24 protein-coding genes are annotated in these 24723 nt (G+C 56.9%); 17 read left to right on the forward strand and 7 right to left on the reverse strand.

Annotated features, from left to right (window positions below; all coding sequences use genetic code 11):
- Positions 1–43 precede the first annotated feature (43 nt).
- From QC816_RS15900 to QC816_RS15910, 3 genes are all read right to left on the reverse strand, one after another.
- Positions 44–829 (reverse strand): MetQ/NlpA family ABC transporter substrate-binding protein, encoded by a 786-nt coding sequence (locus QC816_RS15900; RefSeq protein WP_085919337.1) that lies wholly within the window; start codon positions 827–829, stop codon positions 44–46.
- Positions 830–922: 93 nt separating this feature from the next.
- Positions 923–1576 carry a methionine ABC transporter permease gene (locus QC816_RS15905; RefSeq protein ID WP_199285251.1) on the reverse strand — a complete coding sequence of 218 codons (654 nt, stop codon included), beginning with the start codon at positions 1574–1576 and terminating at the stop codon, positions 923–925.
- Positions 1557–2600 (reverse strand): methionine ABC transporter ATP-binding protein, encoded by a 1044-nt coding sequence (locus QC816_RS15910; RefSeq protein WP_085919339.1) that lies wholly within the window; start codon positions 2598–2600, stop codon positions 1557–1559. Before QC816_RS15910 ends, QC816_RS15905 begins: the two co-directional genes overlap by 20 nt.
- 435 nt (positions 2601–3035) lie before the next feature.
- Here QC816_RS15910 and QC816_RS15915 point away from each other — a divergent pair, with 435 nt between their 5' ends.
- The 10 genes from QC816_RS15915 (at position 3036) to moaE (ending at position 10844) form a co-directional block, all read left to right on the forward strand.
- Positions 3036–3665, forward strand: coding sequence for a riboflavin synthase subunit alpha (locus QC816_RS15915; protein WP_199285252.1), 630 nt, complete (start codon positions 3036–3038; stop codon positions 3663–3665).
- Positions 3666–3881: 216 nt separating this feature from the next.
- Positions 3882–5180 (forward strand): NCS2 family permease, encoded by a 1299-nt coding sequence (locus QC816_RS15920; protein WP_085919341.1) that lies wholly within the window; start codon positions 3882–3884, stop codon positions 5178–5180.
- A 30-nt stretch (positions 5181–5210) separates the two neighbouring features.
- Positions 5211–5756: an adenine phosphoribosyltransferase gene (locus tag QC816_RS15925; RefSeq protein WP_066315382.1), complete on the forward strand. Its 546-nt coding sequence runs from the start codon at positions 5211–5213 to the stop codon at positions 5754–5756.
- A gap of 7 nt (positions 5757–5763) precedes the next feature.
- A complete protein-coding gene (gene gpt / locus QC816_RS15930; RefSeq protein WP_085919342.1) occupies positions 5764–6243 on the forward strand; it encodes a xanthine phosphoribosyltransferase in 480 nt (159 codons plus the stop codon).
- A 2-nt stretch (positions 6244–6245) separates the two neighbouring features.
- Positions 6246–6929, forward strand: a complete 684-nt coding sequence (gene ung / locus QC816_RS15935; protein ID WP_176243687.1) for a uracil-DNA glycosylase — start codon at positions 6246–6248, stop codon at positions 6927–6929.
- Between the two features lie 91 nt (positions 6930–7020).
- Positions 7021–7650 (forward strand): uracil phosphoribosyltransferase, encoded by a 630-nt coding sequence (gene upp, locus QC816_RS15940; RefSeq protein ID WP_085919344.1) that lies wholly within the window; start codon positions 7021–7023, stop codon positions 7648–7650.
- Positions 7651–7739: 89 nt separating this feature from the next.
- On the forward strand, positions 7740–8987 hold the full coding sequence (locus QC816_RS15945; protein ID WP_085919345.1) for a uracil-xanthine permease family protein: 1248 nt from the start codon (positions 7740–7742) through the stop codon (positions 8985–8987).
- Between the two features lie 27 nt (positions 8988–9014).
- Entirely contained in the window at positions 9015–9578 is a 564-nt protein-coding gene (mobB, locus tag QC816_RS15950) for a molybdopterin-guanine dinucleotide biosynthesis protein B (protein WP_309783329.1), read from the forward strand.
- A 4-nt stretch (positions 9579–9582) separates the two neighbouring features.
- Positions 9583–10389: a cyclic pyranopterin monophosphate synthase MoaC gene (gene moaC / locus QC816_RS15955; RefSeq protein ID WP_085919347.1), complete on the forward strand. Its 807-nt coding sequence runs from the start codon at positions 9583–9585 to the stop codon at positions 10387–10389.
- 2 nt (positions 10390–10391) lie between these two features.
- Positions 10392–10844 (forward strand): molybdopterin synthase catalytic subunit MoaE, encoded by a 453-nt coding sequence (moaE, locus tag QC816_RS15960; RefSeq protein WP_085919348.1) that lies wholly within the window; start codon positions 10392–10394, stop codon positions 10842–10844.
- A gap of 27 nt (positions 10845–10871) precedes the next feature.
- On the opposite strand, the gene QC816_RS15965 is transcribed toward moaE, so the two are convergent.
- On the reverse strand, positions 10872–12467 hold the full coding sequence (locus QC816_RS15965) for a ribonuclease J (RefSeq protein WP_309783332.1): 1596 nt from the start codon (positions 12465–12467) through the stop codon (positions 10872–10874).
- 261 nt (positions 12468–12728) lie between these two features.
- On the opposite strand from QC816_RS15965, the gene purU reads away from it, so the two are divergent.
- Positions 12729–13583 (forward strand): formyltetrahydrofolate deformylase, encoded by an 855-nt coding sequence (purU, locus tag QC816_RS15970; RefSeq protein WP_199285255.1) that lies wholly within the window; start codon positions 12729–12731, stop codon positions 13581–13583.
- On the opposite strand, the gene lexA is transcribed toward purU, so the two are convergent.
- Positions 13580–14245, reverse strand: a complete 666-nt coding sequence (gene lexA, locus QC816_RS15975; protein WP_085919351.1) for a transcriptional repressor LexA — start codon at positions 14243–14245, stop codon at positions 13580–13582. The two genes, purU and lexA, sit on opposite strands and share 4 nt — an antisense overlap.
- A gap of 302 nt (positions 14246–14547) precedes the next feature.
- On the opposite strand from lexA, the gene QC816_RS15980 reads away from it, so the two are divergent.
- From QC816_RS15980 to QC816_RS15995, 4 genes are read left to right on the forward strand one after another with little or no spacing between them, the layout of a single operon-like run.
- Positions 14548–15225, forward strand: coding sequence for a TetR/AcrR family transcriptional regulator (locus QC816_RS15980; RefSeq protein WP_085919352.1), 678 nt, complete (start codon positions 14548–14550; stop codon positions 15223–15225).
- On the forward strand, positions 15203–15727 hold the full coding sequence (locus tag QC816_RS15985; RefSeq protein WP_309783335.1) for a L,D-transpeptidase family protein: 525 nt from the start codon (positions 15203–15205) through the stop codon (positions 15725–15727). Before QC816_RS15980 ends, QC816_RS15985 begins: the two co-directional genes overlap by 23 nt.
- 58 nt (positions 15728–15785) lie before the next feature.
- Positions 15786–16811, forward strand: a complete 1026-nt coding sequence (gene nagZ / locus QC816_RS15990) for a beta-N-acetylhexosaminidase (protein ID WP_309783337.1) — start codon at positions 15786–15788, stop codon at positions 16809–16811.
- Between the two features lie 32 nt (positions 16812–16843).
- Positions 16844–17422 carry a hypoxanthine-guanine phosphoribosyltransferase gene (locus QC816_RS15995; protein ID WP_085919355.1) on the forward strand — a complete coding sequence of 193 codons (579 nt, stop codon included), beginning with the start codon at positions 16844–16846 and terminating at the stop codon, positions 17420–17422.
- Between the two features lie 11 nt (positions 17423–17433).
- On the opposite strand, the gene ppsR is transcribed toward QC816_RS15995, so the two are convergent.
- The gene (gene ppsR, locus QC816_RS16000) at positions 17434–18267 is read right to left on the reverse strand and encodes a posphoenolpyruvate synthetase regulatory kinase/phosphorylase PpsR (RefSeq protein ID WP_085919356.1); all 834 of its coding nucleotides are present in this window, start codon (positions 18265–18267) and stop codon (positions 17434–17436) included.
- Between the two features lie 227 nt (positions 18268–18494).
- Here ppsR and ppsA point away from each other — a divergent pair, with 227 nt between their 5' ends.
- Entirely contained in the window at positions 18495–20870 is a 2376-nt protein-coding gene (ppsA, locus tag QC816_RS16005) for a phosphoenolpyruvate synthase (protein ID WP_309783339.1), read from the forward strand.
- 195 nt (positions 20871–21065) lie between these two features.
- A complete protein-coding gene (gene ggt, locus QC816_RS16010; RefSeq protein WP_422823625.1) occupies positions 21066–22778 on the forward strand; it encodes a gamma-glutamyltransferase in 1713 nt (570 codons plus the stop codon).
- Positions 22779–22780: 2 nt separating this feature from the next.
- Here ggt and QC816_RS16015 read toward each other — a convergent pair whose 3' ends face one another.
- On the reverse strand, positions 22781–24664 hold the full coding sequence (locus QC816_RS16015; RefSeq protein ID WP_268902142.1) for a glycerophosphodiester phosphodiesterase family protein: 1884 nt from the start codon (positions 24662–24664) through the stop codon (positions 22781–22783).
- Positions 24665–24723: the final 59 nt, after the last annotated feature.

Consider the following 24723-nt stretch of genomic DNA (forward strand, 5'->3'; position numbering starts at 1 on the left):
GTCGGCCCGGTGTGGTTGGTCTCTTGTCTGACAATGGTGAGGATTATTTCCAGCCGGGTACGGCGGCACCATCGAAGAGTTCTTCGGCTTTCTCGATCACTTCTTCGCTCTGGTAAGCGCTGACCAGCTGCTGGATCTCTTCACGGTCTTCATCACCGCCGCGGACGGCAATCAGGTTGACGTAGGGCGATTCGGGACCTTCTTTGATCAGCGCGTCGTCAAGGCTCAGGCCCGCGGGCTGCGCGAAGGTGTTGTTGATGAAGGCCATGTCGACATCCGGCAAAACGCGCGGTAGCTGGGCGGCTTCGATTTCGCGAAAACGGAAGTCTTTCGGGTTCTCGGCGATATCGATAGGTGTCGCTTCCAGGTTTTCGGGGTCATTCAGCGTGATGAGGCCTTCATTATGCATCAGGATCAGCGCGCGACCTTCATTGGACGGGTCATTGGGTAGCGCGATCTGGGCACCTTCAGGCAGTTCGTCAACGCTGTCGTACTTCTCTGAGTAAGCGCCGATGGGGTAGACAAAGGTGTAGCCTGCAATGGCGAAATCATAGCCACGATCATTCACCATGGACCGCATGTAGGGCTCGTGCTGATAAGCGTTAGCGTCCAGGCTGCCGTCTGCCAGTGCTGCATTGGGCGTTACGTAATCAGTGAATTCGATAATTTCGACGTCAAGGTTGTATTCTTCCTTGGCAATTCGGGCAGCAACTTCCATGACTTCGGTTTCAGGGCCGGCAACGGTGCCCATCTTGATGCTGGCGGCTTGAGCACTGGCGCTAACGGCCAGTGCGAGTGCGGTAATGGTGCCGAGGGCTAATGTCTTCATGGCAACTCCTGTTGAATGTCAATTTTGGTGAATAGTGATAATGAGGTTAATTTTAATGCTTTTTTGTTATATGTCCACTGGAAAGCAATGCGGTTATTTGCGGTCGGTTTTGCGCACCAGGTAATCCCCCAGGCTCTGGAAGCCCTGTACCATGACAACGAGTACCACTACGGTGATCAGCATGATGGTTGGGTTGAATCGGTTGTAGCCATAGCGGATACCCAGATCACCGAGTCCGCCGCCGCCGACAGCGCCTGCCATTGCGGAGTAGCTGACCAGCGTTACCAGCGTAATGGTCAGGCCGGTGATAATACCGCCACGCGCTTCGGGGATCAGCACTTTGGTGATGATTTGCCATGGTGTAGCGCCCATGGCCTGGGCAGCCTCAATTAAACCCGGTGAGATTTCATTGAGGGCGCCTTCGATCAGCCGGGCGACGAAGGGAATCGCGGCAATGGTCAGCGGCACTGAAGCCGCATTGATGCCGATGGACGTGCCCACCAGCATCCGCGTAAACGGAATAATCGCCACCATCAAGATAATAAACGGAATGGAGCGGCCAACGTTGGTTACAATGCCCAGGGCGTGGTTCAGTAATGGCTTGGCCAGAATCTGCCTGGGTCGCGTTACATAGAGCATCACGCCCAGCGGTAGCCCGAGTAATGTCGAGATCAATCCCGATATGCCGACCATGTAGAGGGTATCGAGCGTTGCCTGAATAATAAGCTCAATCATTGCGCTGGACATAGCCTAATACCTCTACCTGTAATTGATGGTCTGCCAAGTAGTCCATAGCGGCTTGCGTCTGCTCAGACGTGCCCAGCAGTTCGGCAATCATCAAGCCAAGTGTTCTTTCCTGAATCGATTCCACCTTGGCCTGCAGAATGCTCACATCGACGCCGCAATCCCGGGCCAGGCGGGAAATAAGCGGTGTGGAGACCGCATCCCCCGAGAAAGTAAGCCGCACGACCGGGTGTGCGTTGGTGTCGGGGTTGTCGCTGAGGCGTTCGAGCAGCTCCTTGGGAGGAGACAGTTGCAGAAAATCGTTGAGAAAATCGCGCCCCAATTGGGTTCGAGGTGCGGTAAAGAAATCGCCTACTACGGCGTCCTCAACCAGCTCGCCATTGGATATCAGGCCGACACGATGGCAGATCGATTTAACCACTTCCATTTCATGGGTAATCAATAAAATGGTGATGCCGAGCTTATGGTTGATATCGCGCAGCAGTTCCAGGATTGAGCTGGTTGTCTGGGGGTCCAGTGCGGAGGTAGCCTCATCGCAGAGCAGGACGCGAGGGTTGCTGGCCAGCGCCCGGGCAATCGCAACGCGCTGTTTCTGCCCGCCGGATAGCTGCGCCGGAAATTGATCCGCCTTGTCGGACAGGCCGACCATTTCAAGCAGTGGGCTCACGCGATCACGAATATCTCGCCTGGGTTGGCCCATCAACTCCAGTGGCAGTGCTACGTTGTCAAACACGTTGCGTGTGGTGAGCAGATTAAAGTGCTGGAAGATCATGCCGATGCGGTGGCGTGCTTGGTTCAGCGCCGTGTTGCTCAATCGTGTGATCTCTTGTCCATCGACGGTCACCGTGCCCTGGGTGGGTCGCTCAAGCAGGTTGACGCAGCGAATGAGCGTCGACTTGCCCGCGCCGGACAGGCCGATAACACCGTGAATGGCCCCTTTGGGGATCGCCAGATTCACGCCCTTGAGGGCGTGAACGGCGTCGCGGCCGGTACCGTAGGTTTTGCTGACATTATTCAGTTCGATCATGGCGTCTGCCTTTTCTATAGGCCGAAGACGAAGGTGAGCGCGCAAGCGTAGGGGAGGGAACAAAAAAAGGCCACCCTTTCGGGTGGCCATCAACGCTGGACACACCCTTTTAGCTGCACTTCACCAAGCATTCACTCGGCGGACGCCCGCAATCTGGGTACAAATCGGCGCCTTTACATTTGCGGCGGGAGTCTAGAGAGCTAGCCAGGCGATGTCAAACCAAAAGAATAACATCTTATATTGCTGTTCAATTTAATAATTTTTTTAACTGATTTTTGTTTCTTTAAAAGTGTTAATTTCTCTTTTCTGGAGGCCTGGGTTTTCTGCAGGCATGAATACTGAGTTACGTTGATTGATCGCGCATGCCTTTGGGGTGCACAAATAGGTTTGTGCAGTAGTAAGCTTGCGCACGGATCAAATTAGAGCGAGGGCGCTATGTTTACTGGCATCGTGCAAGGCAAGGTAGAAGTCGTAGAAGTGCATGAGCTTGATAAGTTTCGTACGCATGTTGTGCAAATGCCCGATGCATTGCGCGAGGGATTGGCGACCGGCGCTTCGGTGGCGCACAACGGTGTGTGTTTGACGGTCACGGACATTTCAGGTGATCGGGTGAGCTTCGATTTGATGCGTGAAACGCTCCGGCTGACCAATCTTGGTGCAGTCGAGGTCGGGCAGTGCGTCAATATCGAGCGAGCGGCACGCTTTGGCGATGAAATTGGCGGGCATTCGATGTCGGGCCATGTGATTTGCATGGCGGAGGTGATCGCCATTGATGAGGCGCCCAATAACCGTCGGCTGTGGTTTGCGTTACCGGCTTCAGTGGGGCGGTTTGTATTTGAGAAAGGCTATATTGGTGTCGATGGTATCAGTCTGACGATTGGCGATGTGCGACCTTCGGCCGAGGGCGAAGGGGTCGAGTTCAGCGTTAATCTGATCCCTGAGACGCTGGACCGCACCATCCTGGGTGAGCGGATGCCAGGTGACCGTGTCAATATTGAAATTGATCCCCAGACCCAGGTGATTGTTGAAACAGTTGAGCGTGTTCTGGCTAGCCAGATGCGCTGATGGGCGGTATTGCCCAGGGGGCTGCGTTTCTGACCGATTGGTTAGAAGGTGGCCTGAAGTTTGCTTATGCTAAGCGATGGGAAGTAACAGGCGGGCATCAGCCCGCGTTCGACAGCTGCACAAGGTGTTCGCATCAGGCGTGACCTTTCGGTAATATGTGCGGCTTTTCGCGCTGCCAGGGTGCATTCAGCGTTTACGCGAAGGATAAAAATACCTATGAAGTTTCTGGATAAGCAGTTCGGGCTCACTGAGCACAAAACCAACGTTAAAACAGAAGTCATCGCCGGGATAACCACTTTCCTGACAATGGCCTACATCATTTTTGTCAATCCCAGTATCCTTTCCGAGGCCGGGATGGACTATGGTGCGGTGTTTGTTGCTACCTGCGTTGCTGCCGCCATCGGCTGTCTGATCATGGGGTTGTGGGCGAACTATCCCATCGCTCAGGCCCCCGGTATGGGGCTCAACGCCTTCTTCACTTACGGTGTCGTGCTCGGGATGGGGTATACCTGGGAAGCAGCGTTAGGCGCTGTCTTCTTCTCCGGGTTGTGTTTTTTCCTGCTGAGTGTTTTCAAGATCCGTGAATGGATTATCAACTCTATTCCGCTTTCACTGCGACTGGGCATTGCCGCGGGTATTGGCCTGTTCCTGGCCATGATCGCGCTCAAAAATGCCGGTATCGTGGTCGCCAATGACGCTACCTTTGTTGCGCTGGGAGATCTCTCCGAGCCTGCTGCCCTGTATGCGCTCCTGGGCTTTTTCGTGATAACCGCGATGTCCTATTTAAGGATCACCGGTGCCGTCATGATCGGTATTCTTGGCATTACCATTGCGTCGACGCTGCTTGGTCACAATGAATATGGCGGTCTCATGTCCATGCCGCCCTCTATTGCACCGACCTTCATGGCAATGGATCTGATGGGGGCGTTGGATGTCGCCATGCTCAGCGTTATCTTTGCTTTCCTGTTTGTCGACCTGTTCGATACATCAGGTACGCTGGTGGGGGTTGCGCATCGCGGCAAGCTGCTGGACAAAGACGGCAAACTGCCGCGTCTTGGTCGTGCCATGATGGCCGACAGTACGGCATCAATGGCCGGCGCTGCCCTGGGTACCTCCACCACGACCAGCTATATTGAGTCGACGGCAGGCATTGCCTCGGGTGGACGGACTGGTTTGACGGCGGTCGTCGTGGCCGTACTCTTCCTGGTCAGCCTGTTCTTTGCGCCGTTGGCAGGCTCCATTCCTGCTTTCGCCACCGCCGGCGCGCTGCTCTACGTGGCTGTGCTGATGGCTGGCAGCCTGGCCCATGCCAACTGGGAAGATCCCACTGACGCCGCGCCGGTATTGATTGCCGCCCTGGCAATGCCGCTGACCTTTTCGATTGCCGAGGGCATCGCTCTCGGGTTTATCAGCTATGCAGCGATCAAAACCCTGTCGGGCCGTTTCAAAGACCTCAATCCAGCAGTGATTATTCTGGCGCTGCTGTTTGCGGTGAAATTTCTGTTTCTAGACTAACGTGGTTTTATTAATCCAATGAGAGACGCGATGAGCATCTACGGCGATTACATCAAGTCCGTGATTCGCACAGTGCCTGACTGGCCTGAGCAGGGGGTCAACTTTCGTGACATTACCCCGCTGCTGCAAAACAGCGCGGCATTTCGCAAGCTGATCGACAGCTTTGTACACCGCTACCAGGAAATGAACCTGGATGCCATCGCGTCGATTGATGCGCGGGGGTTTATCATCGGGGCACCTCTAGCCTATGAGTTGGGCTGCAGCTTTGTCCCGGTCCGCAAAAAAGGCAAGCTTCCGTTCAAGACCATCAGCGAAACCTACACGCTCGAGTACGGTCATTCAGAGGTCGAGCTTCATTCGGATGCGTTTCAAAAAGGTGACCGAATTTTGCTGATGGATGACCTGATTGCCACCGGCGGGACCATGTTGGCGGCGGCCAATCTTATACAGCGCAGCGGCGGGCATGTGGTCGAAACAGCGACCATTATTGATCTACCCGAACTGGGTGGTTCGCAAAAAATTCGCGATGCGGGCTATAGCGTCTTCGCGGTTTGTTCTTTTACAGAAGACGAGTAACGACCCTATGAGCAGTGAACGCTATCATCAGCACTTTACCGTCTCCTGGGATCAGCTCCACCGTGATGTTCGCCAGTTGTGCCATCAGTTGGTCGAGCGTGATTTTAAAGGGATTGTCGCGATTACCCGGGGAGGACTCATTCCTGCCGCCTTGATCGCGCGCGAACTTAACGTTCGGTTGATCGATACCGTGTGCATCAAAAGCTATGACCACATGGACCAGGGCGGGCTGGATATCCTGAAAGGCGTTGATCATGACGGCGAGGGTTGGCTGTTGGTCGATGACCTGGTGGATACCGGCAAGACGGCGCGGGCGGTAAGCGAGATGTTGCCCAAGGCACATTTTGTCACTATCTACGCCAAGCCGGAAGGGCGCCCGCTGGTTGACCAGTACCTAACCGAAGTGGCTCAGCACTGCTGGATCCAGTTTCCCTGGGATATGGGCGTTGCCTACGTTGAACCTCTGGTGGACCAAGTGAAGAAATAATCATGTCGACCCCGCTTCCTGAAGACTGGAATCAGTGGCTTGGCGATGAGTTTCAGGCCGACTACATGCAGTCACTGAAACGTTTTCTGGCCGAGGAAAAAGCGGCCAAGAAGATCATTTATCCCCACTCGTCGCAGTGGTTTCGCGCCTTCGAACTGACGCCGCTCAATGACGTCAAGGTGGTGATCCTGGGGCAGGACCCTTATCACGGACCCAATCAAGCGCACGGGCTATGTTTTTCCGTTCAGGCAGGGGTCCCGGTTCCGCCGTCGCTGGTCAATATCTACAAGGAGCTGGCTAGCGATGTAGGCGCTGAACCCGTCAAGCACGGGCATCTGGAAGCCTGGGCGAAGCAAGGCGTCTTGCTGCTCAATACCTCGCTGACGGTCGAGAAGGGCAACGCTGCCTCGCACCGGGGTAAAGGTTGGGAGTCTTTCACGGATAGCGCGATCAAGACGGTAAGCGCGCATGCGCTGCCCAGCGTCTTTCTGCTCTGGGGTAGCCACGCCCGGCAGAAAAAAGCCCTGATAGATACCCAGCGTCACTTAGTCCTGGAAGCGCCGCACCCCTCGCCGCTGTCTGCCCACCGAGGCTTTTTTGGCACCCGCCATTTTTCCCGGGCGAATCAATTCCTTGTTGAGCAGGGGCGCGAACCTGTTGAATGGCAATTACCCGCCACCCCTTAACCTGGTGACGGCTTAGGGGTAGAATACCGCCCGATTTTGCATGTTTGTGATCACCCGCGTTGCCCATAACCACCTGCTGTGAGGAAGTCCCATGAGTGTCCATGCCATTAACCATCCGCTTGTTCAGCATAAGTTGGGACTGATGCGCGAAATGGATTTAAGTACCAAGAGCTTTCGCGAGTTGGCGGGGGAAGTGGCCAAGCTGTTGACGTATGAAGCAACAAAGGGACTTGAACTCGAAGATCATACGATTGAAGGATGGAATGGGGAGCCGATCGGGACACGTCGCCTGAAAGGCAAGAAAGTAACGGTGGTGCCGATTCTGCGTGCCGGGCTTGGCATGCTCGAGGGCGTTACTGACTTGATCCCCAGCGCACGCGTCAGCGTTGTCGGGTTGTACCGTGATGAAGAGACGCTGCAGCCGGTCCCTTACTTTGCCAAATTCGCCAACGATATCGAAGAGCGTATGGCCATCGTCATTGACCCGATGCTGGCCACCGGCGGCTCAATGGTCGCGACATTGGACATGCTGCGTGAACGTGGCTGCGAGCATATGAAGGTGATCGTATTGGTGGCAGCACCCGAAGGGATCAAGCGAGTCCAGGAAGCCTATCCGGATATCGAGATTTATACGGCGTCGGTGGATGATCGGTTGGACGATAACGGCTATATCGTTCCTGGTCTGGGCGATGCGGGTGACAAGATTTTCGGCACCCGATAAGCATTGATGATTCAGCAGCCCCTGGCGTTATACGTTAGGGGCATTTTTTTGCCCATCATTACCCCAAAGACCTGTGAGGAGTTTGCATAATGAATGATACGCCTAGCCAGCCTGAATCCTGGCCTCGGGTGTTGCTAACCGGCGCACAAATGCTGTTTGTGGCGTTTGGTGCTTTGGTCCTGGTGCCGCTATTGACCGGGCTTGATCCAAGCGTTGCGTTATTTACCGCTGGGATAGGCACGCTGCTGTTTCATACCGTAACCCGCCTGACGGTCCCCGTCTTTCTGGCCTCATCATTTGCTTTTATTGCGCCGATCCAGGGGTCGATCGCCAACTTTGGCGTGTCGGCCACGCTGGGCGGACTGATGGTGGCCGGATTGGTGTACGTCGCGATTTCCATGGCGGTACGCGTCAAAGGCACCGGCTGGCTTCATCGCCTGTTGCCACCGGTGGTGGTGGGGCCGGTTATCATGGTAATCGGGCTGGCCCTGGCCCCGGTGGCGGTAGAGATGGCGACCGGTGAAACCAGCGATAACATCGGTTATGGCGCGGCGCTGTTCCTGTCCATGGCGAGCTTGCTGGTGACCCTGATCCTGGCTGTATTTGGTCGCGGGCTGTTGCGCTTGATTCCGATCATGGGCGGTATTGTCGTGGGTTATTGCCTGGCGTTGCTGATGGGGCTGGTCGACTTCACGCCTGTCCAGGACGCTGGCTGGCTGTCCATTCCGGCGTTTACCGCGCCGAGTTTTCACTGGGCGGCGATTCTGTTTATGATTCCTGTCGCCATCGCGCCGGCGGTGGAGCATATTGGTGACATGGTGGCCATCGGATCGGTGACCCGGCGCAATTACCTTGAAAAGCCGGGGCTGCACCGAACCTTGCTGGGGGATGGCCTGGCGACGACAGCGGCCGCTTTATTCGGCGGCCCGCCTAATACCACCTATTCAGAGGTGACCGGGGCCGTCACTCTGACCCGGGCTTTCAACCCGCGCTATATGGTGGTGGCCGCAGTGCTGGCCATATCGCTGGCGTTTATTGCCAAGCTGGGTGCGCTGCTGCAAACCATCCCAGGCCCTGTCATGGGGGGAATCATGACCCTGCTGTTTGGCTCTATTGCGGTGGTGGGTATGAATACGCTGGTCAGGGCAGGACATTCATTGACCGCGCCGCGTAATCTGGTCGTTGTGTCATTGATTCTTGTCTTTGGCATTGGTGGCATGCAGGTTGGCGGTGGTCAGTTTACGCTGCAAGGCGTTAGCCTGGCGGCGTTGGTTGGGATTGTGTTGAACTGGTTGCTGCCTGACGAGCCACAAGATGAACCTGATCATGCCCACTAACCTTTCTTCATTGGGAGCCGAGCGTTTATGCCGTTAGATTCATCGCTACCCTTTCCCGTGCTGGGAATTGCTGCCTGGAGTGGGACTGGGAAGACGACGCTGCTTGAGCAGTTGTTACCGCGGCTGCGGGCAGAGGGTATCCAGGTAGCGGTGATCAAGCACGCTCATCATCGGTTTGATGTCGATCAGCCGGGAAAAGATAGCTATAAGCTACGTAGTGCAGGCGCTACGCCCATGCTGATTGCCTCGAGCCAACGCCTGGCACTGATGCAGGAAACGCCAGACGGCGAAGAGCCGGATTTAAATCAGTTGTTGGCAATGGTGGCCGTGCATCAACCTGACCTGGTGCTGGTAGAAGGCTTTAAAGCTTGGCCACTGCCCAAGCTGGTGCTTTATCGTGAGGGGATAGGTGATGCGCAAATCCTGCAGGGTCAGGGTGTCGAAGCCGTCGCCCTTCAGGGGGCTTCTCCCATCTCTCTGTCGGCCACGACGACGCAACTGGCACTCGATGATAGCGACGGGATTGCACGCTGGATAATCGATTGGATGGCGGGCCAACGGCTCAATGATGTTTCACGCACTGATAGGTGACCCCATGCAGTTAACGCATCTCAATAGCCGCGGCGAAGCCCGCATGGTGGATGTTGCAGACAAACAGGAAACGCGCCGGGAAGCGGTGGCTTCCGGTCGTATTGTGATGCAACCCGCTACCTTGAAACAGCTCAGCGAGGGTGCTTTACCCAAGGGTGATGTGTTGGCCACCGCCCGTATTGCGGGAATCCAGGCAGCAAAGCGCACCCATGAATTGATCCCGCTGTGCCACTCGCTGGCACTTTCCAAAGTGGCCATAGAGTTTGATGTCGACCCCGATGAAAGCTGTGTTCATGTGACCGCGAACTGCCGGTTGAATGGCCGCACAGGTGTCGAGATGGAAGCGTTGACGGCCGTCTCCGTGGCCTGTTTAACGCTTTACGATATGTGCAAGGCGGTCGACAAAACCATGCGCATCGACGCGGTGCAACTGGATAGCAAAAGCGGTGGTCAGCGGGGAGATTATCAGCGCGAAGAAGCGCCTGAAACGGCGACGCCGATTGTAACGGGTCAGGGAACAGCCGGCGAAGTGAGCCTGGGCGGGCGCTGTCATTCGCCCTGCGTGCTGGTCAAGTTTCTTGCCGAACTACGCGAGCAGTTGGGTGAAAATGAGCGTGTAGTGACTTTCGATCAACTCGAAAGCCGCGATATAGCGGGCCTCAAAGTAGCGCTGGCGACTCAGGATGAACGTTTTCAGTTGTTGCAGGACCAGCGCACGCTATGTGCCATCAATCAGGTCATGGCCAATGATGATGCGCGAATTACCGACGATGACGAGGTTGCTTTCTTTCCGCCGGTCACCGGGGGCTGAAAATGGACATTACCATCCGCGTTCAAGAGGCGCCTTTTGACATGGCGTATGGCTATGAAGCCAGCATTGGGGGCCGCACGGATATTGGCGGCGTCGTCAGCTTTACCGGCCTGGTGCGTGATTTTAACGAAACGCCCGATGTCACGGGATTGACCCTGGAGCATTATCCAGGCATGACCGAGTCAACCTTACAGCGTATTGCGGAAGAGGCGGGAGAACGCTGGGCACTAAGCGCCGTTACGATTATTCACCGTGTCGGCCACATGCGCCCCGGCGATGCGATCGTCAGAGTGCTGGTAGCGAGTGCCCATCGTCGCGAAGCCTTCGAAGCCTGCGATTTCATCATGGACTGGCTAAAGACTCAGGCACCGTTCTGGAAGAAAGAACATGGTCGCCACGGGGACTACTGGGTCAAGGAACGCCACTCGGATATCGAGGATGCTGCCCGCTGGTAGCCTCCGGGGAGCCGGCTTTGGGGTCGGCTAATCGTCCGCCACTGTCGCTGGCAGCTCGCTGGCCATAATCTGCAGGTGGATTTCAGGTAAATGCTGCAGCCGTTCTGCCAGCCAGGCAATCAAGCGGGGCTGAAGGCCCAGGCGCAGATCCGCCAACGTGTCGGCGTGGAGTTCGGCAAGCTGATCATCCAGCCATTCGCTGAAACTGTCTTCGTCGAATGAATTGGCACTTGTATTGTCCAGCATCAGGCGCCCGACGCGCGCCCACCCGGTTTGAGTGGCGGTCACCGGTAACGCAAGATAGAGGCTGCCGCGTCGTGGGAGGGTGCTGTTTTCGCTCTCCAGTCCAGGGTGGGGTACTACGCTGTTCTGGCTGACGATGCATGGCGGTTGCGGGTAGTGCTGCTCGTGATGCAGTCCCTGCTGATCGAAGCGGATCAAGTCGCCATTGACCGGCGCCAAGGGGGCTTGAATACCCAGGGACGCGGCCAGCTGCTGGTGGGCCTGTTGATGAAGGCTTTCACCATGAACCGGCAACAGGTGGCTTGGCGTCAGCCATTGATAAAAGCGGGTGATTTCGTCCTGTGCCGGATGTCCGGTCGCGTGAAGCTGCGGATGACTGAACTCATCGAATAGCTCGACGCCCAACTGCTGAAGGCGCTTTTTCAACTGCCCGATGGGCCTCTCGTTACCCGGAATGGCCTTGGCGGAAAAAATCACGTTGTCACCAGGCTGTAAATCCACGTGAGGATGACGCCCCTGGGCAAGTCGCTGCAGGGCGGCGCGTGGCTCACCTTGGCTGCCGGTGGCAATGACCACGACTTCATCGGGCGGCAAATAACCCAGGTCATGGGCGGGCACGATGGCAGGAAAATCGTCCAGATAGCCGAGGCCGCGTGCGACACCCACCATGCGCTCCATCGAGCGCCCCATCAGGCTGACGCGCCGCCCGCACTGGTAGGCGGCACGGCCAATCGCCAACACCCGGGCGAGATTACTGGCAAAGCAGGAGACAATGATCCGGCCTTCGCAGTTGGCGAGCGTCTCGACCAGCGCTTTGGCGACATCGCCTTCGCTGCCTGAGTGGCCGGGTAGAGGGGCATTCGTGGAATCCCCCACTACCAAATCAACCGGCGCTAAGGCCTTGAATTGCGTCTGATCGATCGGCGCGCCGATAATTGGATCAGGGTCGAGCTTCCAATCGCCACTGTGCAATACACGATAGCGACCTGCCATGACCATCAGCGAGCAGCTCTCGGGTATCGAGTGTGGAACCGCCAGGAAGCGCAGGGTGAAAGGCCCGCTTTCCAATGCCTCACCTGGCTCGACCACATGAATGGCGGCGCTTGAGAGCTGATGTTCGGCAAACTTCAGGCGCAACAAGCCTGCCGCCAGCGGCGTTGCATAAATGGGGCATTGCCAGTGGGGCCAGAGCCAAGCGACCGCCCCAATGTGGTCTTCATGGCCGTGGGTGATGTAGAGCGCTTGCGGGGCAATGCCCAGGGCTTTGGGGGTTTCCAGGTTGGGCACCTGGAGTGGCGCATTGGGTAGATCCTGGCGAATCATCATGCCGCAATCCACGACGATCCAGTGATCTTCGTACCCATACAGCGTCAGGTTCATGCCAATTTCCCCGCAGCCGCCTAACGGCAAGAGGCGTAAGGGAGGGCGACGACGGGGACGAATATGAACGCGCGGTGGATGCATCAGATTAATAAAGCCTAGAAAGTAATTGGTTAACTATACGGGATGGGGCGGGCGGCTAACAATCACTGCCATTAAGGGCGGTGATTGCGAGCGCTTCATTCGGTACACTAGACGTTTGTTTAATGCCAGCGGACGGCCCGATCATCGTCGCCCGGCAAACCGTGAAGAGTAATGACTATGTCGCATTTTTATCGTTTGGTGGTGTCCTGCCCGGACCAGGTGGGGATCGTCGCGAAGGTATCGAGTTTTATCGCGGACCAGGGAGGGTCGATTACCGAGGCCAGCCAGCATTCCGATCTGGAAACCGGGCGTTTTTTCATGCGCTACGAAATATTGGCGGATTCGCTGGGTATGTCGGCAGAGGTATTACGTTCAGCCTTCGAGCCGGTGGCGGAGCGGTTTGACATGGACTGGGCGCTGGTCGATACCCGGAAACGGCAGCGGGTTGTCCTGATGGTTTCGCGAGAATCCCATTGCCTTGTCGATTTGCTTTACCGCTGGCAGGTGGGTGAGCTGGACTGCGATATCGTGGGTGTGATTTCCAACCATGACGACATGCGTTCGTTAACGGAATGGTACGGAATACCATATCACCATGTGCCGGTGGATCCGGCAGACAAGACTGCGGCCTTTGAGCAGGTGCAGGCGCATATTGATGATGCCCGGGCCGACAGTATCGTGCTGGCTCGCTACATGCAGATATTACCGCCAGCGTTGTGTGAACGATATGCGGGGCAGGTCATTAATATCCACCACAGTTTTCTGCCGTCTTTTGCTGGCGCCAAACCCTATCACCAAGCCTACCAGCGTGGCGTCAAGTTGATAGGGGCTACCTGCCATTACGTGACTCAGGAGTTGGATGCAGGGCCCATCATCGAGCAGGACATTCACCGGGTCAGCCACTGTCATACGCCGACCGATCTGGTACGTTTTGGCCGCGATGTTGAAAAAGCCGTCCTCGCGCGCGGTCTTCGCTGGCATCTGGAAGACCGCGTGCTGGTGCATGGCAACAAGACCATCGTGTTCAGCTAGCCGAGCGCCTGGCCATTGCCACCGCGAATAACGCCGACCCCAACCCCTTCGATATCAAGTGGTTGGGTGCGTAGGTCGATATGGATAGGGTCGAAGTCGGGGTTTTCAGCGATCAGGGTGACGTGATTCCCGTCGCGTTTGAAACGCTTGACGGTGACTTCGTCTTCCAGCCTGGCAACGACAATCTGGCCATCCCGAACGCGCTGGGTGCGGTGGACGGCGAGAAGGTCGCCTTCGAGGATGCCGACGTTCTGCATCGACAGCCCGCGAACGCGCAACAGATAATCTGCTCTGGGCGTGAAGTAGTCGGCGGGCAGCGGGCAGTAGCGATCAATATGCTCAGCGGCCAGGATAGGGCTACCCGCCGCGACTTCGCCAATGATGGGCAGGCCGTTGGCAGGGTCTGCGCCTGAGGCTGGCAGCACGTCTGGCGTTTCCTGGTGTTCCTGGTTGGGCAGGCGTATGCCGCGCGACGTATTGCGAATGATGCGAATGACGCCTTTACGCTCAAGTGCGCGTAAGTGTTCTTCTGCCGCATTGGGTGAACGGAACCCCAGTGCCTTGGCTATTTCAGCCCGGGTGGGCGGATAGCCGAGCTCAGCCATGGTCTTGACAATAAAGTCGAACACGTTTTGTTGACGAACAGTTAATGGCCGCGACATACCAGCCTCCAGATTGAATAAGTGAGCAAGACTGCGTTCCTGTTTACCTATCAGTATGTAGTCAACAGTCAGTATGTAGTTAACAGTATGTGGTTAAGTATACAGCATGTTCTCCTGTCCAGTATATAATGGGGGTAAGGCAGCTAACAAATTGATGTATATGAAGATGCAAAGCGGCGTTGGATAAGGGTTGGGTGTTCAGGTATACGTTGAGAGGTAACAAACGATAACGTAGTATCCTGGTTTGTTTAAAACATCCGTTTTTTATGGCCCGCTTTTTGGCCCGTCTTATGGAGAGCAGCATGGCTCAATCGGATACGGTGACCCGCATTCTGGATACTGCTGAAGTGCTTTTTGCAGAGCGCGGCTTTGCCGAAACCTCTTTACGCAACATCACCAGCAAGGCTCGGGTCAATCTTGCTGCGGTGAACTATCACTTCGGATCCAAGAAGGCGCTCATCCAGGCGGTGTTTGCTCGCTACCTGGATCCGTTTTCCCAACGTTTTCATGGCGCTCTGGACGAACTCGAAGCGCGCTACGAGGGTCGTGACATCCCCCTTGAAGTGCTCCTCGAAACCATGGCCACAACCGTGCTGACGGTGCCTGCCGAACGCAATAGCCTCAAAGTCTTCATGCGTTTGCTGGGGCTTGCGTACAGCCAGGCTCAGGGGCATTTACGACGCTACATCCAGCAGCAATACGGTGATGTGTTCAGCCGTTTCACCGAACTGGTTCGCCGTGCGACACCGGATCTGCCCGACGCTGAGCGCTTCTGGCGGCTACACTTTATGCTGGGTACCGTCATCTTTACGCTTTCGGGACTGGATGCGCTGCGCGATATTGCCGAAAAGGATTACCACCAGCATGTCTCGGTCCGCGACCTGGTTCGCCGACTGCGGCCGGTAGTGGTGGCGGCGATGAACGCGCCATTACCTGATGAGAAGGACATTGAGCACCATGCAGACACCGTCGCTCATTGAAATGCCGCCCCGCGAGGGGCTATGGCTGGAAATCAACGCCCAGTCGCAGAGCTTGCGCGTCTGGCAAGGCGATATGTGTCGCCATGAGTGTGAAATTTCTACCGGGCGCCAGGGCATGGGTAATCGGCAGGGCAGTGGGCAAACGCCGCTTGGCTGGCACTATATTCGTGCCGCCATTGGTACTGATGCCCCGGAAAACGCGGTCTTTAAAGGCCGCCGCTGGACGGGCGAAGTATTTGACGCCGAGCTGGCGGCGGCGTTTCCCGAGCGAGACTGGATTCTGACGCGCATTCTATGGCTGTGTGGCCTGGAACCGGGGATAAACCGCGGTGGTCAGGTCGACTCCCAGCGACGCTATATTTATCTGCACGGTACGCCGCCGAATGAGCCCATGGGTCAACCAGCCTCTCATGGATGCGTGCGGCTGCGTAATGCAGATCTTCTTTGGCTTTTCGAGCATGCTGGACCTGGAACGCCTGTCTGGTTACACGACAGCCGCTGATCGTTGGACTCCTCGCTAATCATCGTCTAGAGTTAGCGCCTTTTTTGGACACCCCGCTATGACACATCCTTTGGGCTCGGTCATGTTGGACCTTGAAGGGACAACGTTGACCACCGCAGAAAGGCAGTTGTTGAAATCGCCCTCGGTGGGTGGCGTCATCTTGTTTTCGCGCAATGTGGAAGATGCCCACCAGGTCAGAGACCTGTGCAGCGAGGTGAGTAAGCTACGCCCCAACGTGTTGCTGGCAGTGGATCAGGAAGGCGGTCGCGTTCAGCGTATCAAGCAAGGACTGACGCGCCTGCCACCAATGGCTCGGCTGGGTGAGTATTACCAGAAGGATCGTGCGGCGGCTCTGGGGCTTACCCAGGACACCGGTTGGCTCCTGGGCATGGAAATGGCCGCCTGCGGGTTGGATATCAGCTTTGCTCCGGTACTGGATATCGATAGCGGTCTCTCCAGCGTCATCGGCGACCGCAGTTTTGGCTCGGAGGCCACGCAAGTCAGTGAACTGGGTGGCGCGCTGGTAGCCGGTCTGCATGAAGCCGGTATGGCCGCGATCGGCAAGCATTTTCCCGGTCATGGCGGCGTAGCGGCAGACTCGCATCTCGCCTTGCCCGTCGATGACCGGCCTTTTGAGACGCTCAAGCAACACGACCTGGTGCCTTTCAGCACCCTGGCCAAGAAGCTTGATGGTGTCATGCCAGCCCACATTGTTTACTCGGCATTTGACAAGCGACCCGCCGGCTTTTCGCCTAGTTGGCTGGGGATGCTGCGTCAGTCGCTGGGGTTTAAAGGCTGTATCTTTTCCGACGATTTGAGCATGGCCGGCGCCCATAAGGTAGGAGGGCCGCGCGAACGCGCAGCGGCTGCTCTCGCTGCCGGCTGCGACATGTTGCTGGTATGCAATGACCGCGAGGCGGCGCTTGAGGTCGTTGCCGCCGTTCCAACTTCAGCGTCTGTCAGGCCCGGCAAGCTTCGCTACAAACGCGCACGTCCCGATTTGGACGCGCTATCCGCGCTTAGCCGCTGGCGGCGCACGCATGCCCAGTTAGAGGCCATGGCCGCTGATTCACGCAGCAGTTAACGATTGTTTTTACCAAGTAGACTGGAACTTCAATGGCAAAGCTAGACAAAGAAGCGCTCGCATCCCTCGACACCATGCGCGAGCTCATGGACAACGCGGACTGCTTGATTTCCCAGCAGCAGGTGGAGCAGGCGCTGGACCGTATGGCCGAGCAGATCAGTGCGGATCTGGGCGATAAACTACCGGTCTTCTATTGCGTCATGAATGGCGGCTTGATCACCACGGGCCATCTGTTGACCCGGTTGGGCTTTCCGCTTGAGGTCGACTACCTGCATGCCACACGCTACCGCAACGAGACCCGCGGTGGAGAGCTTTTCTGGCGGGTATCGCCGGAGATTCCCATGGCCGGTCGGCATGTCGTTATCGTCGACGACATTCTGGATGAAGGCACGACGCTATCTGCGATTCTGAACTATTGCCAGGAAGCGCAAGCCGCCAGCATTACCACGGCGGTGCTGGTCGATAAACGGCACGATCGCAAGGCAGTACCCGGATTGAAAGCCGACTACTGCAGCCTGGAAGTCGCCGATCGTTATGTCTTTGGCTTTGGTATGGATTACAAAGGCTATTGGCGCAATGCCCCGGGAATCTTTGCCCCCAAGGGCATGTGATCTGAGGCGGTTTAGCGGGGTGAAAAGCGCCGCGCCAACCCGGTTTCAGCAATCATGCGGGTGGATATCTCTTCCACGGAAAAGCGCGTGGCGTCGATAAAAGGAATGTGCAGGCGACGGTATAACGCTTCTGCCTGCTCGATCTCCTGCATGCATTGATCCATCGAACTGTAGCGGCTATTGGGCCTGCGTTCGTTGCGGATGGCGGCCAGACGCCTGGCGTCGATTGTCAGGCCAAACAGCTTGTGCCGGTGTTGAGCGAGCACCGGCGGCAGTTTCAGCATGCCGTCTTCGTCCAGGTCGTCTTCCGTTAGCGGATAGTTGGCGGCGCGAATGCCAAACTGCAAGGCCAGATAGAGCGACGTGGGGGTTTTGCCGCAGCGCGATACCCCGACCAGAATAATATCGGCTTTATCGTACTGATGAGTGCGTGCTCCGTCGTCATTATCCAGTGCGAAGTGCACCGAGTGGATGCGGTCCATATAGACATCGTCGCTGCCAATCGAATGCGTTCGTCCAACGCTGTAGGAAGAGTGCGTGGCGAGCTCCTGTTCGAGTGGCTCCAGAAAGGTGGAGAATATATCCACCTTGAAGCCTGCGGCCTTGCGAATCACATCGCGAATCTTCTGGTCGACGATGGTGTCGATAATGATCGGTCGTTGCCCGTCACGGACCGCCGTCGCGTCAATAATTTCGGCCAGGGCCTCGGCTTTATCCAGGGTGTCGATATAGGGCTTGGTTTGCATGTTGATATCGACATCGCTGAACTGCGCCAGCAGGCTCCTCCCCAGACTCTCTGCGGTAATGCCTGTCCCATCCGAAATAAAAAAAGCCGTGCGCTGCATGGTGTTTGCTCTCCTGAACGTTGCGCATATTGTGTGCCGGGATGACGCTTGGCACAACGGTGCTTGAGTCGCGACTACAACAAATGTTCAAAAATGCCGCCTGTTGTAAAAATCCTCCATGCCCTTCGCTATTAGACCAATGGCGAATACACCGGGGCGGTGCTAGGGTGACCGCATTCATCACTGGCGGTTGTCATGATCGCTGGCCTATTGAGCGAGGGGGTTGCGTGAACAATTACATTCTATGGTTCGATCAACTGGGTATGGCTGACGTCGAACGCGTGGGTGGTAAAAACGCTTCGCTTGGCGAAATGATCTCTAATTTATCCGGAGCGGGGGTCACGGTTCCCGGCGGCTTTGCCACGACGGCCCATGCCTACCGAGAATTTCTTGCCCACGAAGGCCTCAACGAGCGTATCAACCAGACGCTGGCGCGGCTGGATGTTGATGATGTCAAAGCATTGGCCGAAGCCGGTAAAATGATACGCCAGTGGGTGATCGACACGCCGCTACCCCCGACGTTCGAAAGCGAATTACGTAGTGCCTATGAAAGCCTGCAGCAGCGTCACCCAGCGTTGAAGGTCGCGGTGCGTAGCTCGGCCACCGCGGAAGACTTGCCCGATGCTTCCTTTGCCGGTCAGCAGGAAACCTTTCTGAATATCGAAGGGTTCGACAATATCAAACGTGCGGTCCATGAAGTCTTCGCTTCGCTGTTTAATGACCGGGCCATCTCTTACCGAGTTCATCGCGGCTATGCGCATGAAAATGTCGCGCTATCTGCGGGTGTGCAGAAAATGGTGCGCTCGGAAACGGGCGCGTCGGGTGTCATGTTCACGCTGGATACCGAGTCGGGCTTCCGCGATGCGGTCTTTGTGACGGCTTCCTGGGGGCTGGGTGAAACCGTCGTCCAGGGGGCGGTGAATCCTGATGAGTTCTATGTTCATAAGCCGACCCTGGCTGCGGGCCGACCCGCTGTGCTGCGCCGCAACCTGGGGTCCAAGCTGATCAAGATGGTCTATACCCAAGATGCCAGCGCCGGCAAGTCGGTCGAGACCATTGATGTGCCCCTGCAGGACCGTGGTCGTTTCTGCCTCAACGACAAGCAGGTCATGGCGCTGGCGAGTCAAGCGGTGACCATAGAACAGCATTACCAGCGGCCCATGGATATCGAATGGGCACTGGATGGCGACGATGGTGAGTTCTATATTGTGCAGGCGCGGCCGGAAACCGTTGTATCGCAGCAGGAAGGCGGCAAGCTGGAGCGTTTCCAGCTACGCGAGAAAGGCCGCACCCTGGTCACCGGTCGCGCTATCGGCCAACGCATCGGCCGCGGTACCGCCAAGGTGGTCATGACGCCCGATGACATGGACAAGATCCATGACGGCGATGTGCTGGTAACCGACATGACCGATCCCGACTGGGAGCCGATCATGAAGCGTGCTTCAGCCATCGTGACCAATCGCGGTGGTAGAACCTGCCACGCGGCGATCATTGCCCGTGAACTGGGCATCCCGGCTGTCGTTGGCTGTGGCGATGCCACCACACGATTGAATGAAGGCAGTGATGTTACTGTTTCCTGCGCTGAAGGTGATACCGGGCATGTGTATGAAGGCCTGCTGGATTTTGACTGCAAGGTCTCCAACGTTGACACCATGCCCGAGATTCCTTTCAAGATCATGATGAACGTGGGCAACCCGGATCGTGCCTTTGGGTTTGCCAGCCTTCCTCATGCCGGGGTAGGGCTCGCGCGGCTTGAGTTCATTATCAACCGCATGATTGGCGTTCATCCCAAGGCATTGCTGGAGTACGACACCCTGCCGTCCGACCTTCAGCAGGTGATCGACATGCGCACGGCCGGTTATACCGACCCGGTCAGCTTCTACGTCGATAAACTCGTTGAAGGCATTTCGACGCTGGCCGCTGCTTATTATCCTCAGCGCGTTATCGTGCGGCTTTCGGATTTCAAATCAAACGAGTACGAGAACCTGATTGGCGGCAAGCTCTACGAGCCAGGCGAAGAGAATCCCATGCTGGGCTTCCGGGGGGCCTCGCGTTATGTCTCGGAGGCGTTCCGTCCGTGTTTCGAGCTGGAATGCCGGGCGCTCAAGCGTGTCCGCGAAGATATGGGACTCGACAACGTCGAGATCATGGTGCCCTTCGTGCGCACCACGGAAGAAGCCCGGGAAGTGGTCGAGCTGCTGGCGACCAACGGGCTGAAGCGCGGCGACCACGGCCTCAAGGTCATCATGATGTGTGAGCTGCCTGCCAATGCGTTGCTGGCCGACGAGTTTCTCGAGCATTTCGATGGTTTCTCGATTGGCTCCAACGACCTGACACAGCTCACCCTTGGGCTTGATCGCGACTCGGGTATCGTGGCGCATCTGTTTGACGAGCGTAACGAAGCCGTCAAAAAACTTCTTTCCATGGCGATTCAGGCCTGTAGAGCTAAGGGTAAGTATGTCGGCATCTGCGGTCAGGGGCCGTCCGACCATCCTGACTTTGCCAAGTGGTTGATGGAGCAGGGGATTGATTCGATATCGCTGAACCCCGACGCGGTGCTCGAGACCTGGTTCATGTTGGCAGGTGAAACCATCGCAGACTGATCGTTAGTGAGGTAGTTAGCAGGCTAGATGAAACACGCCCAGCCATTGTGCTGGGCGCTTGGGTTTAATAGGCTACGCTTTTATTTCGGTCTGTATACATTGGCGGAGTCGGTCGTGATGCCCTCTAAAAGAATGCGGTGGTTACTACCCAGTCTCTTGATAGTGCCTTTATATGGTTGGGGCTTTGACTATGCAATGCCCTCCATCTCGCCGGAAAGTGAGTCTGGTTACGAAGAAAAACCTGGCTGGTCTGCCGATTCCTTCGCGGTGGCGGCTGCCAATCCGCTGGCCACCGATGCGGGCTACCAGATATTGAAGGCCGGCGGAAACGCGGTCGACGCGGTCATTGCCGTCCAGATGGTGCTGGGACTGGTGGAGCCACAATCGAGTGGCCTTGGCGGCGGGGCGTTCTTGCTTTATTACGATGGTGATGACGTACGCGCCTACGATGGGCGTGAGACCGCACCCGCCGCTGTGGATGGTGGGCTCTTCATGCAGGATGGCGAGCCGTTGGCGTTCATGGATGCCGTGGCAAGCGGCCGATCGGTCGGTGTGCCGGGAACGCTGCGGCTAATGGAAAAAGTCCATGCGGCTCACGGCAGTCTGCCCTGGGAAGACCTTTTTGTGCCTGCGATGACGCTGGCAGAAGAAGGCTTTGCCGTCAGTGAGCGGCTTCATTTGAGCCTTGCCAATGACGATGCCTTGCGCAATAACGAACGGGCGCGGGACTTCTATTATGACGCTGAAGGCGAGCCCATTGCAGTGGGTGAAACCCTCAAAAACCCGGCCCTTGCGGCGATACTAAAGCGTATCGCCGAGGAAGGCAGCGCCGCGTTTTACCAGGGTGACGTTGCTCAGGATATTGTCGATCAGGTGGTTCAGCATCCGGCCCGGCCCGGCGCGATGACGCTGGATGACCTGGAAAGTTATGACGCCATTATCCGCGACCCTATCTGCACACCCTGGCAGCAATGGGACGTATGCGGTTTCCCGCCTCCCTCATCCGGCCACATCACTATCATGCAGATCCTTGGCATGCTCGATCAGCAGCCACTGCTTGAAGCCCCTTTGGATGACGGTGTCACCAGCAGCGGCTGGTTGCACCAGTTTTTGGAAGCCTCCCGGTTAGCGTTCGCCGATCGTAATTACTATATAGCCGATCCGGATTTCGTTGAGGCCCCCGGTGGTGATTGGTCGACAATGCTGGCGCCGGACTATCTCGCCAAGCGCAGCGCGCTGATCGGTCAAGAGAGCATGGGGGATAACGCCGAACACGGTCGGCCCGGCGATATTGAAACAAGTTGGGCGGCGCAGCCGACCCAGCCTGAATATGGCACCAGCCATATCAGCATCGTGGATGCTGAAGGCCGATCGGTTGCCATGACCACGACCATTGAGCAGGCATTTGGCTCACGCATCATGAGTGATGGGGGGACCGACTTGCCGGGCGGCTTTCTGCTCAACAATGAGCTGACCGATTTTGCCTTCGAGCCAGAGCAGAACGGTGAACCGGTGGCCAATCGAGTTGAACCCGGCAAGCGCCCGCGTTCCAGTATGAGCCCCACGCTTATCTTCGATCATGACAGCGGCGAGCTGGTCGGTAGCCTTGGGTCGCCCGGTGGTGCAGCGATCATTCATTACACCGCGCGTACGCTGATGGCACTGCGTGACTGGGGGATGAACGCGCAAACGGCGTTGAACCTGCCCCACGCCGTCACCCTGGGCGACGATGTATGGGTTGAGAAAGGGCGTTTTCCTGATGCCACTATCGATGCTTTGAGAGAGCGAGGTCATGACATCAGCGAGCGCGAGCTGACCAGCGGCCTGCAGGCCATCATGCGCCTGGAAGATGGCACGCTGTTTGGCGGCGCTGATCCCCGCCGAGAAGGTGTGGTGATGGGCGATTAAGTTTAACGTCGCAGCCAATTGCGCAGTTTCACCAACATCAATGCCCCGTCGCTCAGTGAGCGACGGTCGTTCCGCAGAGCGACCAGTCGTTTTGGGTAGTCGGTAATGATCGCGTCCACGCCCAGATCGATGAGCGTGGACATTCGGTCCCGGCTGTTGACCGTCCAGGCATGCACTTCATAACCATAGAACCTCGCCAGCTTTATTTCCTGTGTGCTAATACGATTATGGCGAAGGCCCAGGGCGTCAAAGGCTCCGCGATCCAGCGTGCCCGGCAAAATTAGCTGAGCGATGAGCGTGACCTTGAGTTCTGGCGCTTGCTGTTTGATGAATGGCAGCAAGCCGGGGGACATGGTGGCCATACGCATGCTGTGCATGGCATTCGGGTAGCCGCACTGGACGTAGGCCGCGATTGGGCTATCAGCCGATGCCCAGCATTGATAGCGGGCATCGGTCTCTTTTTGCAGCTCTCTCAAGACGGCACCGCTAAGCGCCTGACCCTGGCCGGGCAGGGGCTTTATTTCGATCATCAAGTCGGCTCGCCCACGCACTAGCGCAAGCGCGTCGTCGAGTCCTGGAATGGACTCCCCCTCATACACATCGCCAAACCAGCTGCCAACGTCATAGCGCTCGAGTTCCTCGCGCGTCAAGTCCCCGAATTCCTGCTGGTCGCCTGTCAGGCGAGCCATATTGCGATCATGATAAAGCATGACCTCCTGGTCGGCTGTCAGGCGGACGTCGATTTCGATGGCGTCGGCGCCGTCCACGATCGCCTGATCCAATGCCGCCAGGGTATTTTCCGGCGCTGCCATTGAGCTGCCGCGATGGGCAATGATCGCCACATCATCGCGAATTTCGAAACTTGTCAGTATCCACCAGGCCTGAAGGCCTGCAAAGGCCAATACGCTGAGCTCCACGGCCCAGGCAAAGCGCCCCGGGTGGGCATCGTTAGGCGGCGCCGGGCGCGCTTCTCGATGGGCCAACTGAAGGTACAGGCAGGCCGACAAAAGAGCATTCACGGCAATGCCCAGAAAGGTAATCGCCAGCGTGATCAGCACATAGCCGGTCAAATAGCCCAGCATGGCCGGCACCAGGACAGCCGTATGCTCGGGTAACCACCACAATAGCGGCGTAAATAAATGATCAAACAAAAGGGTGGTCGCAATCGGCAGCGCGATAATTAGTACCAGAACCAATATGACGGCAATGCCAATCGAGCGATGCCAGCCTCGCGTGAGAACGACGCTGCGGCGAAGCGCCTGCCACGGCGAGTATTCATCCAGGGCGACCAGGGGGAGCGCCAGTAACCAGCGTAAATAAAGCCTGGCGGCCATGACCGTCCATAAAAGTAACAATGGGGTTGCGCTGGCGAGGAAGTACCACAAGACGGGGGGCTTGATGCGCTGAAGATAATAGGGATCGATACCGCTCAGCCATATGTCATACAGCCAGGTCAGGGCGAGCATGAAAGGGGCGAGCAATATCAAGTGGCTACCTACCTGCAAGACGACCAAGCCCGTCAGCGCAGGTAACCGCCGACTGCTTAGCCAGAGCGCTTCAAACGCAAGTCGATAGTGATTGTCACGCGGCCTTGAAGCTACCTGAAGCATGCCGGCCTGCTGCCAATAAATCACTACAAAGAACAGCCCGATACCGACCAGCATGCCCAATAGCCCCAGAGGGCTGAATACGAGCGAGACCAGGTCGTTATTGGTCACTACGCTACGCCGCAACTGGGCGAGCAGGGCACGCATGACCCAGGCGATGGCGGGTAATAGAAGGGCTGACGCGAGCAGGGTGAAAAATAAGTGAAACGCAATCAGCGGACGTAGATGATCGCGTAACGTGCGGGCAAGGGCATAGCCAAGCTGATTCAAAGGCTGCATGGACACAAAAAGATAATGAAAAGAGGCTTCAGGGTGGCAGTAAGCGCCACCCCAGGCAA

This window comes from Vreelandella janggokensis (assembly GCF_031451615.1).
Classification (GTDB): Bacteria; Pseudomonadota; Gammaproteobacteria; order Pseudomonadales; family Halomonadaceae; genus Vreelandella; species Vreelandella janggokensis.

Coding starts and splice junctions, on each gene's coding strand:
- QC816_RS15900 (WP_085919337.1), bottom strand. CDS start 829: ATGAAGACATTAGCCCTCGGCACCATTACCGCACTCGCACTGGCCGTT.
- QC816_RS15905 (WP_199285251.1), bottom strand. CDS start 1,576: ATGTCCAGCGCAATGATTGAGCTTATTATTCAGGCAACGCTCGATACC.
- QC816_RS15910 (WP_085919339.1), bottom strand. CDS start 2,600: ATGATCGAACTGAATAATGTCAGCAAAACCTACGGTACCGGCCGCGAC.
- QC816_RS15915 (WP_199285252.1), top strand. CDS start 3,036: ATGTTTACTGGCATCGTGCAAGGCAAGGTAGAAGTCGTAGAAGTGCAT.
- QC816_RS15920 (WP_085919341.1), top strand. CDS start 3,882: ATGAAGTTTCTGGATAAGCAGTTCGGGCTCACTGAGCACAAAACCAAC.
- QC816_RS15925 (WP_066315382.1), top strand. CDS start 5,211: ATGAGCATCTACGGCGATTACATCAAGTCCGTGATTCGCACAGTGCCT.
- gpt (WP_085919342.1), top strand. CDS start 5,764: ATGAGCAGTGAACGCTATCATCAGCACTTTACCGTCTCCTGGGATCAG.
- ung (WP_176243687.1), top strand. CDS start 6,246: ATGTCGACCCCGCTTCCTGAAGACTGGAATCAGTGGCTTGGCGATGAG.
- upp (WP_085919344.1), top strand. CDS start 7,021: ATGAGTGTCCATGCCATTAACCATCCGCTTGTTCAGCATAAGTTGGGA.
- QC816_RS15945 (WP_085919345.1), top strand. CDS start 7,740: ATGAATGATACGCCTAGCCAGCCTGAATCCTGGCCTCGGGTGTTGCTA.
- mobB (WP_309783329.1), top strand. CDS start 9,015: ATGCCGTTAGATTCATCGCTACCCTTTCCCGTGCTGGGAATTGCTGCC.
- moaC (WP_085919347.1), top strand. CDS start 9,583: ATGCAGTTAACGCATCTCAATAGCCGCGGCGAAGCCCGCATGGTGGAT.
- moaE (WP_085919348.1), top strand. CDS start 10,392: ATGGACATTACCATCCGCGTTCAAGAGGCGCCTTTTGACATGGCGTAT.
- QC816_RS15965 (WP_309783332.1), bottom strand. CDS start 12,467: ATGAACCTGACGCTGTATGGGTACGAAGATCACTGGATCGTCGTGGAT.
- purU (WP_199285255.1), top strand. CDS start 12,729: ATGTCGCATTTTTATCGTTTGGTGGTGTCCTGCCCGGACCAGGTGGGG.
- lexA (WP_085919351.1), bottom strand. CDS start 14,245: ATGTCGCGGCCATTAACTGTTCGTCAACAAAACGTGTTCGACTTTATT.
- QC816_RS15980 (WP_085919352.1), top strand. CDS start 14,548: ATGGCTCAATCGGATACGGTGACCCGCATTCTGGATACTGCTGAAGTG.
- QC816_RS15985 (WP_309783335.1), top strand. CDS start 15,203: ATGCAGACACCGTCGCTCATTGAAATGCCGCCCCGCGAGGGGCTATGG.
- nagZ (WP_309783337.1), top strand. CDS start 15,786: ATGACACATCCTTTGGGCTCGGTCATGTTGGACCTTGAAGGGACAACG.
- QC816_RS15995 (WP_085919355.1), top strand. CDS start 16,844: ATGGCAAAGCTAGACAAAGAAGCGCTCGCATCCCTCGACACCATGCGC.
- ppsR (WP_085919356.1), bottom strand. CDS start 18,267: ATGCAGCGCACGGCTTTTTTTATTTCGGATGGGACAGGCATTACCGCA.
- ggt (WP_422823625.1), top strand. CDS start 21,066: ATGCCCTCCATCTCGCCGGAAAGTGAGTCTGGTTACGAAGAAAAACCT.
- QC816_RS16015 (WP_268902142.1), bottom strand. CDS start 24,664: ATGCAGCCTTTGAATCAGCTTGGCTATGCCCTTGCCCGCACGTTACGC.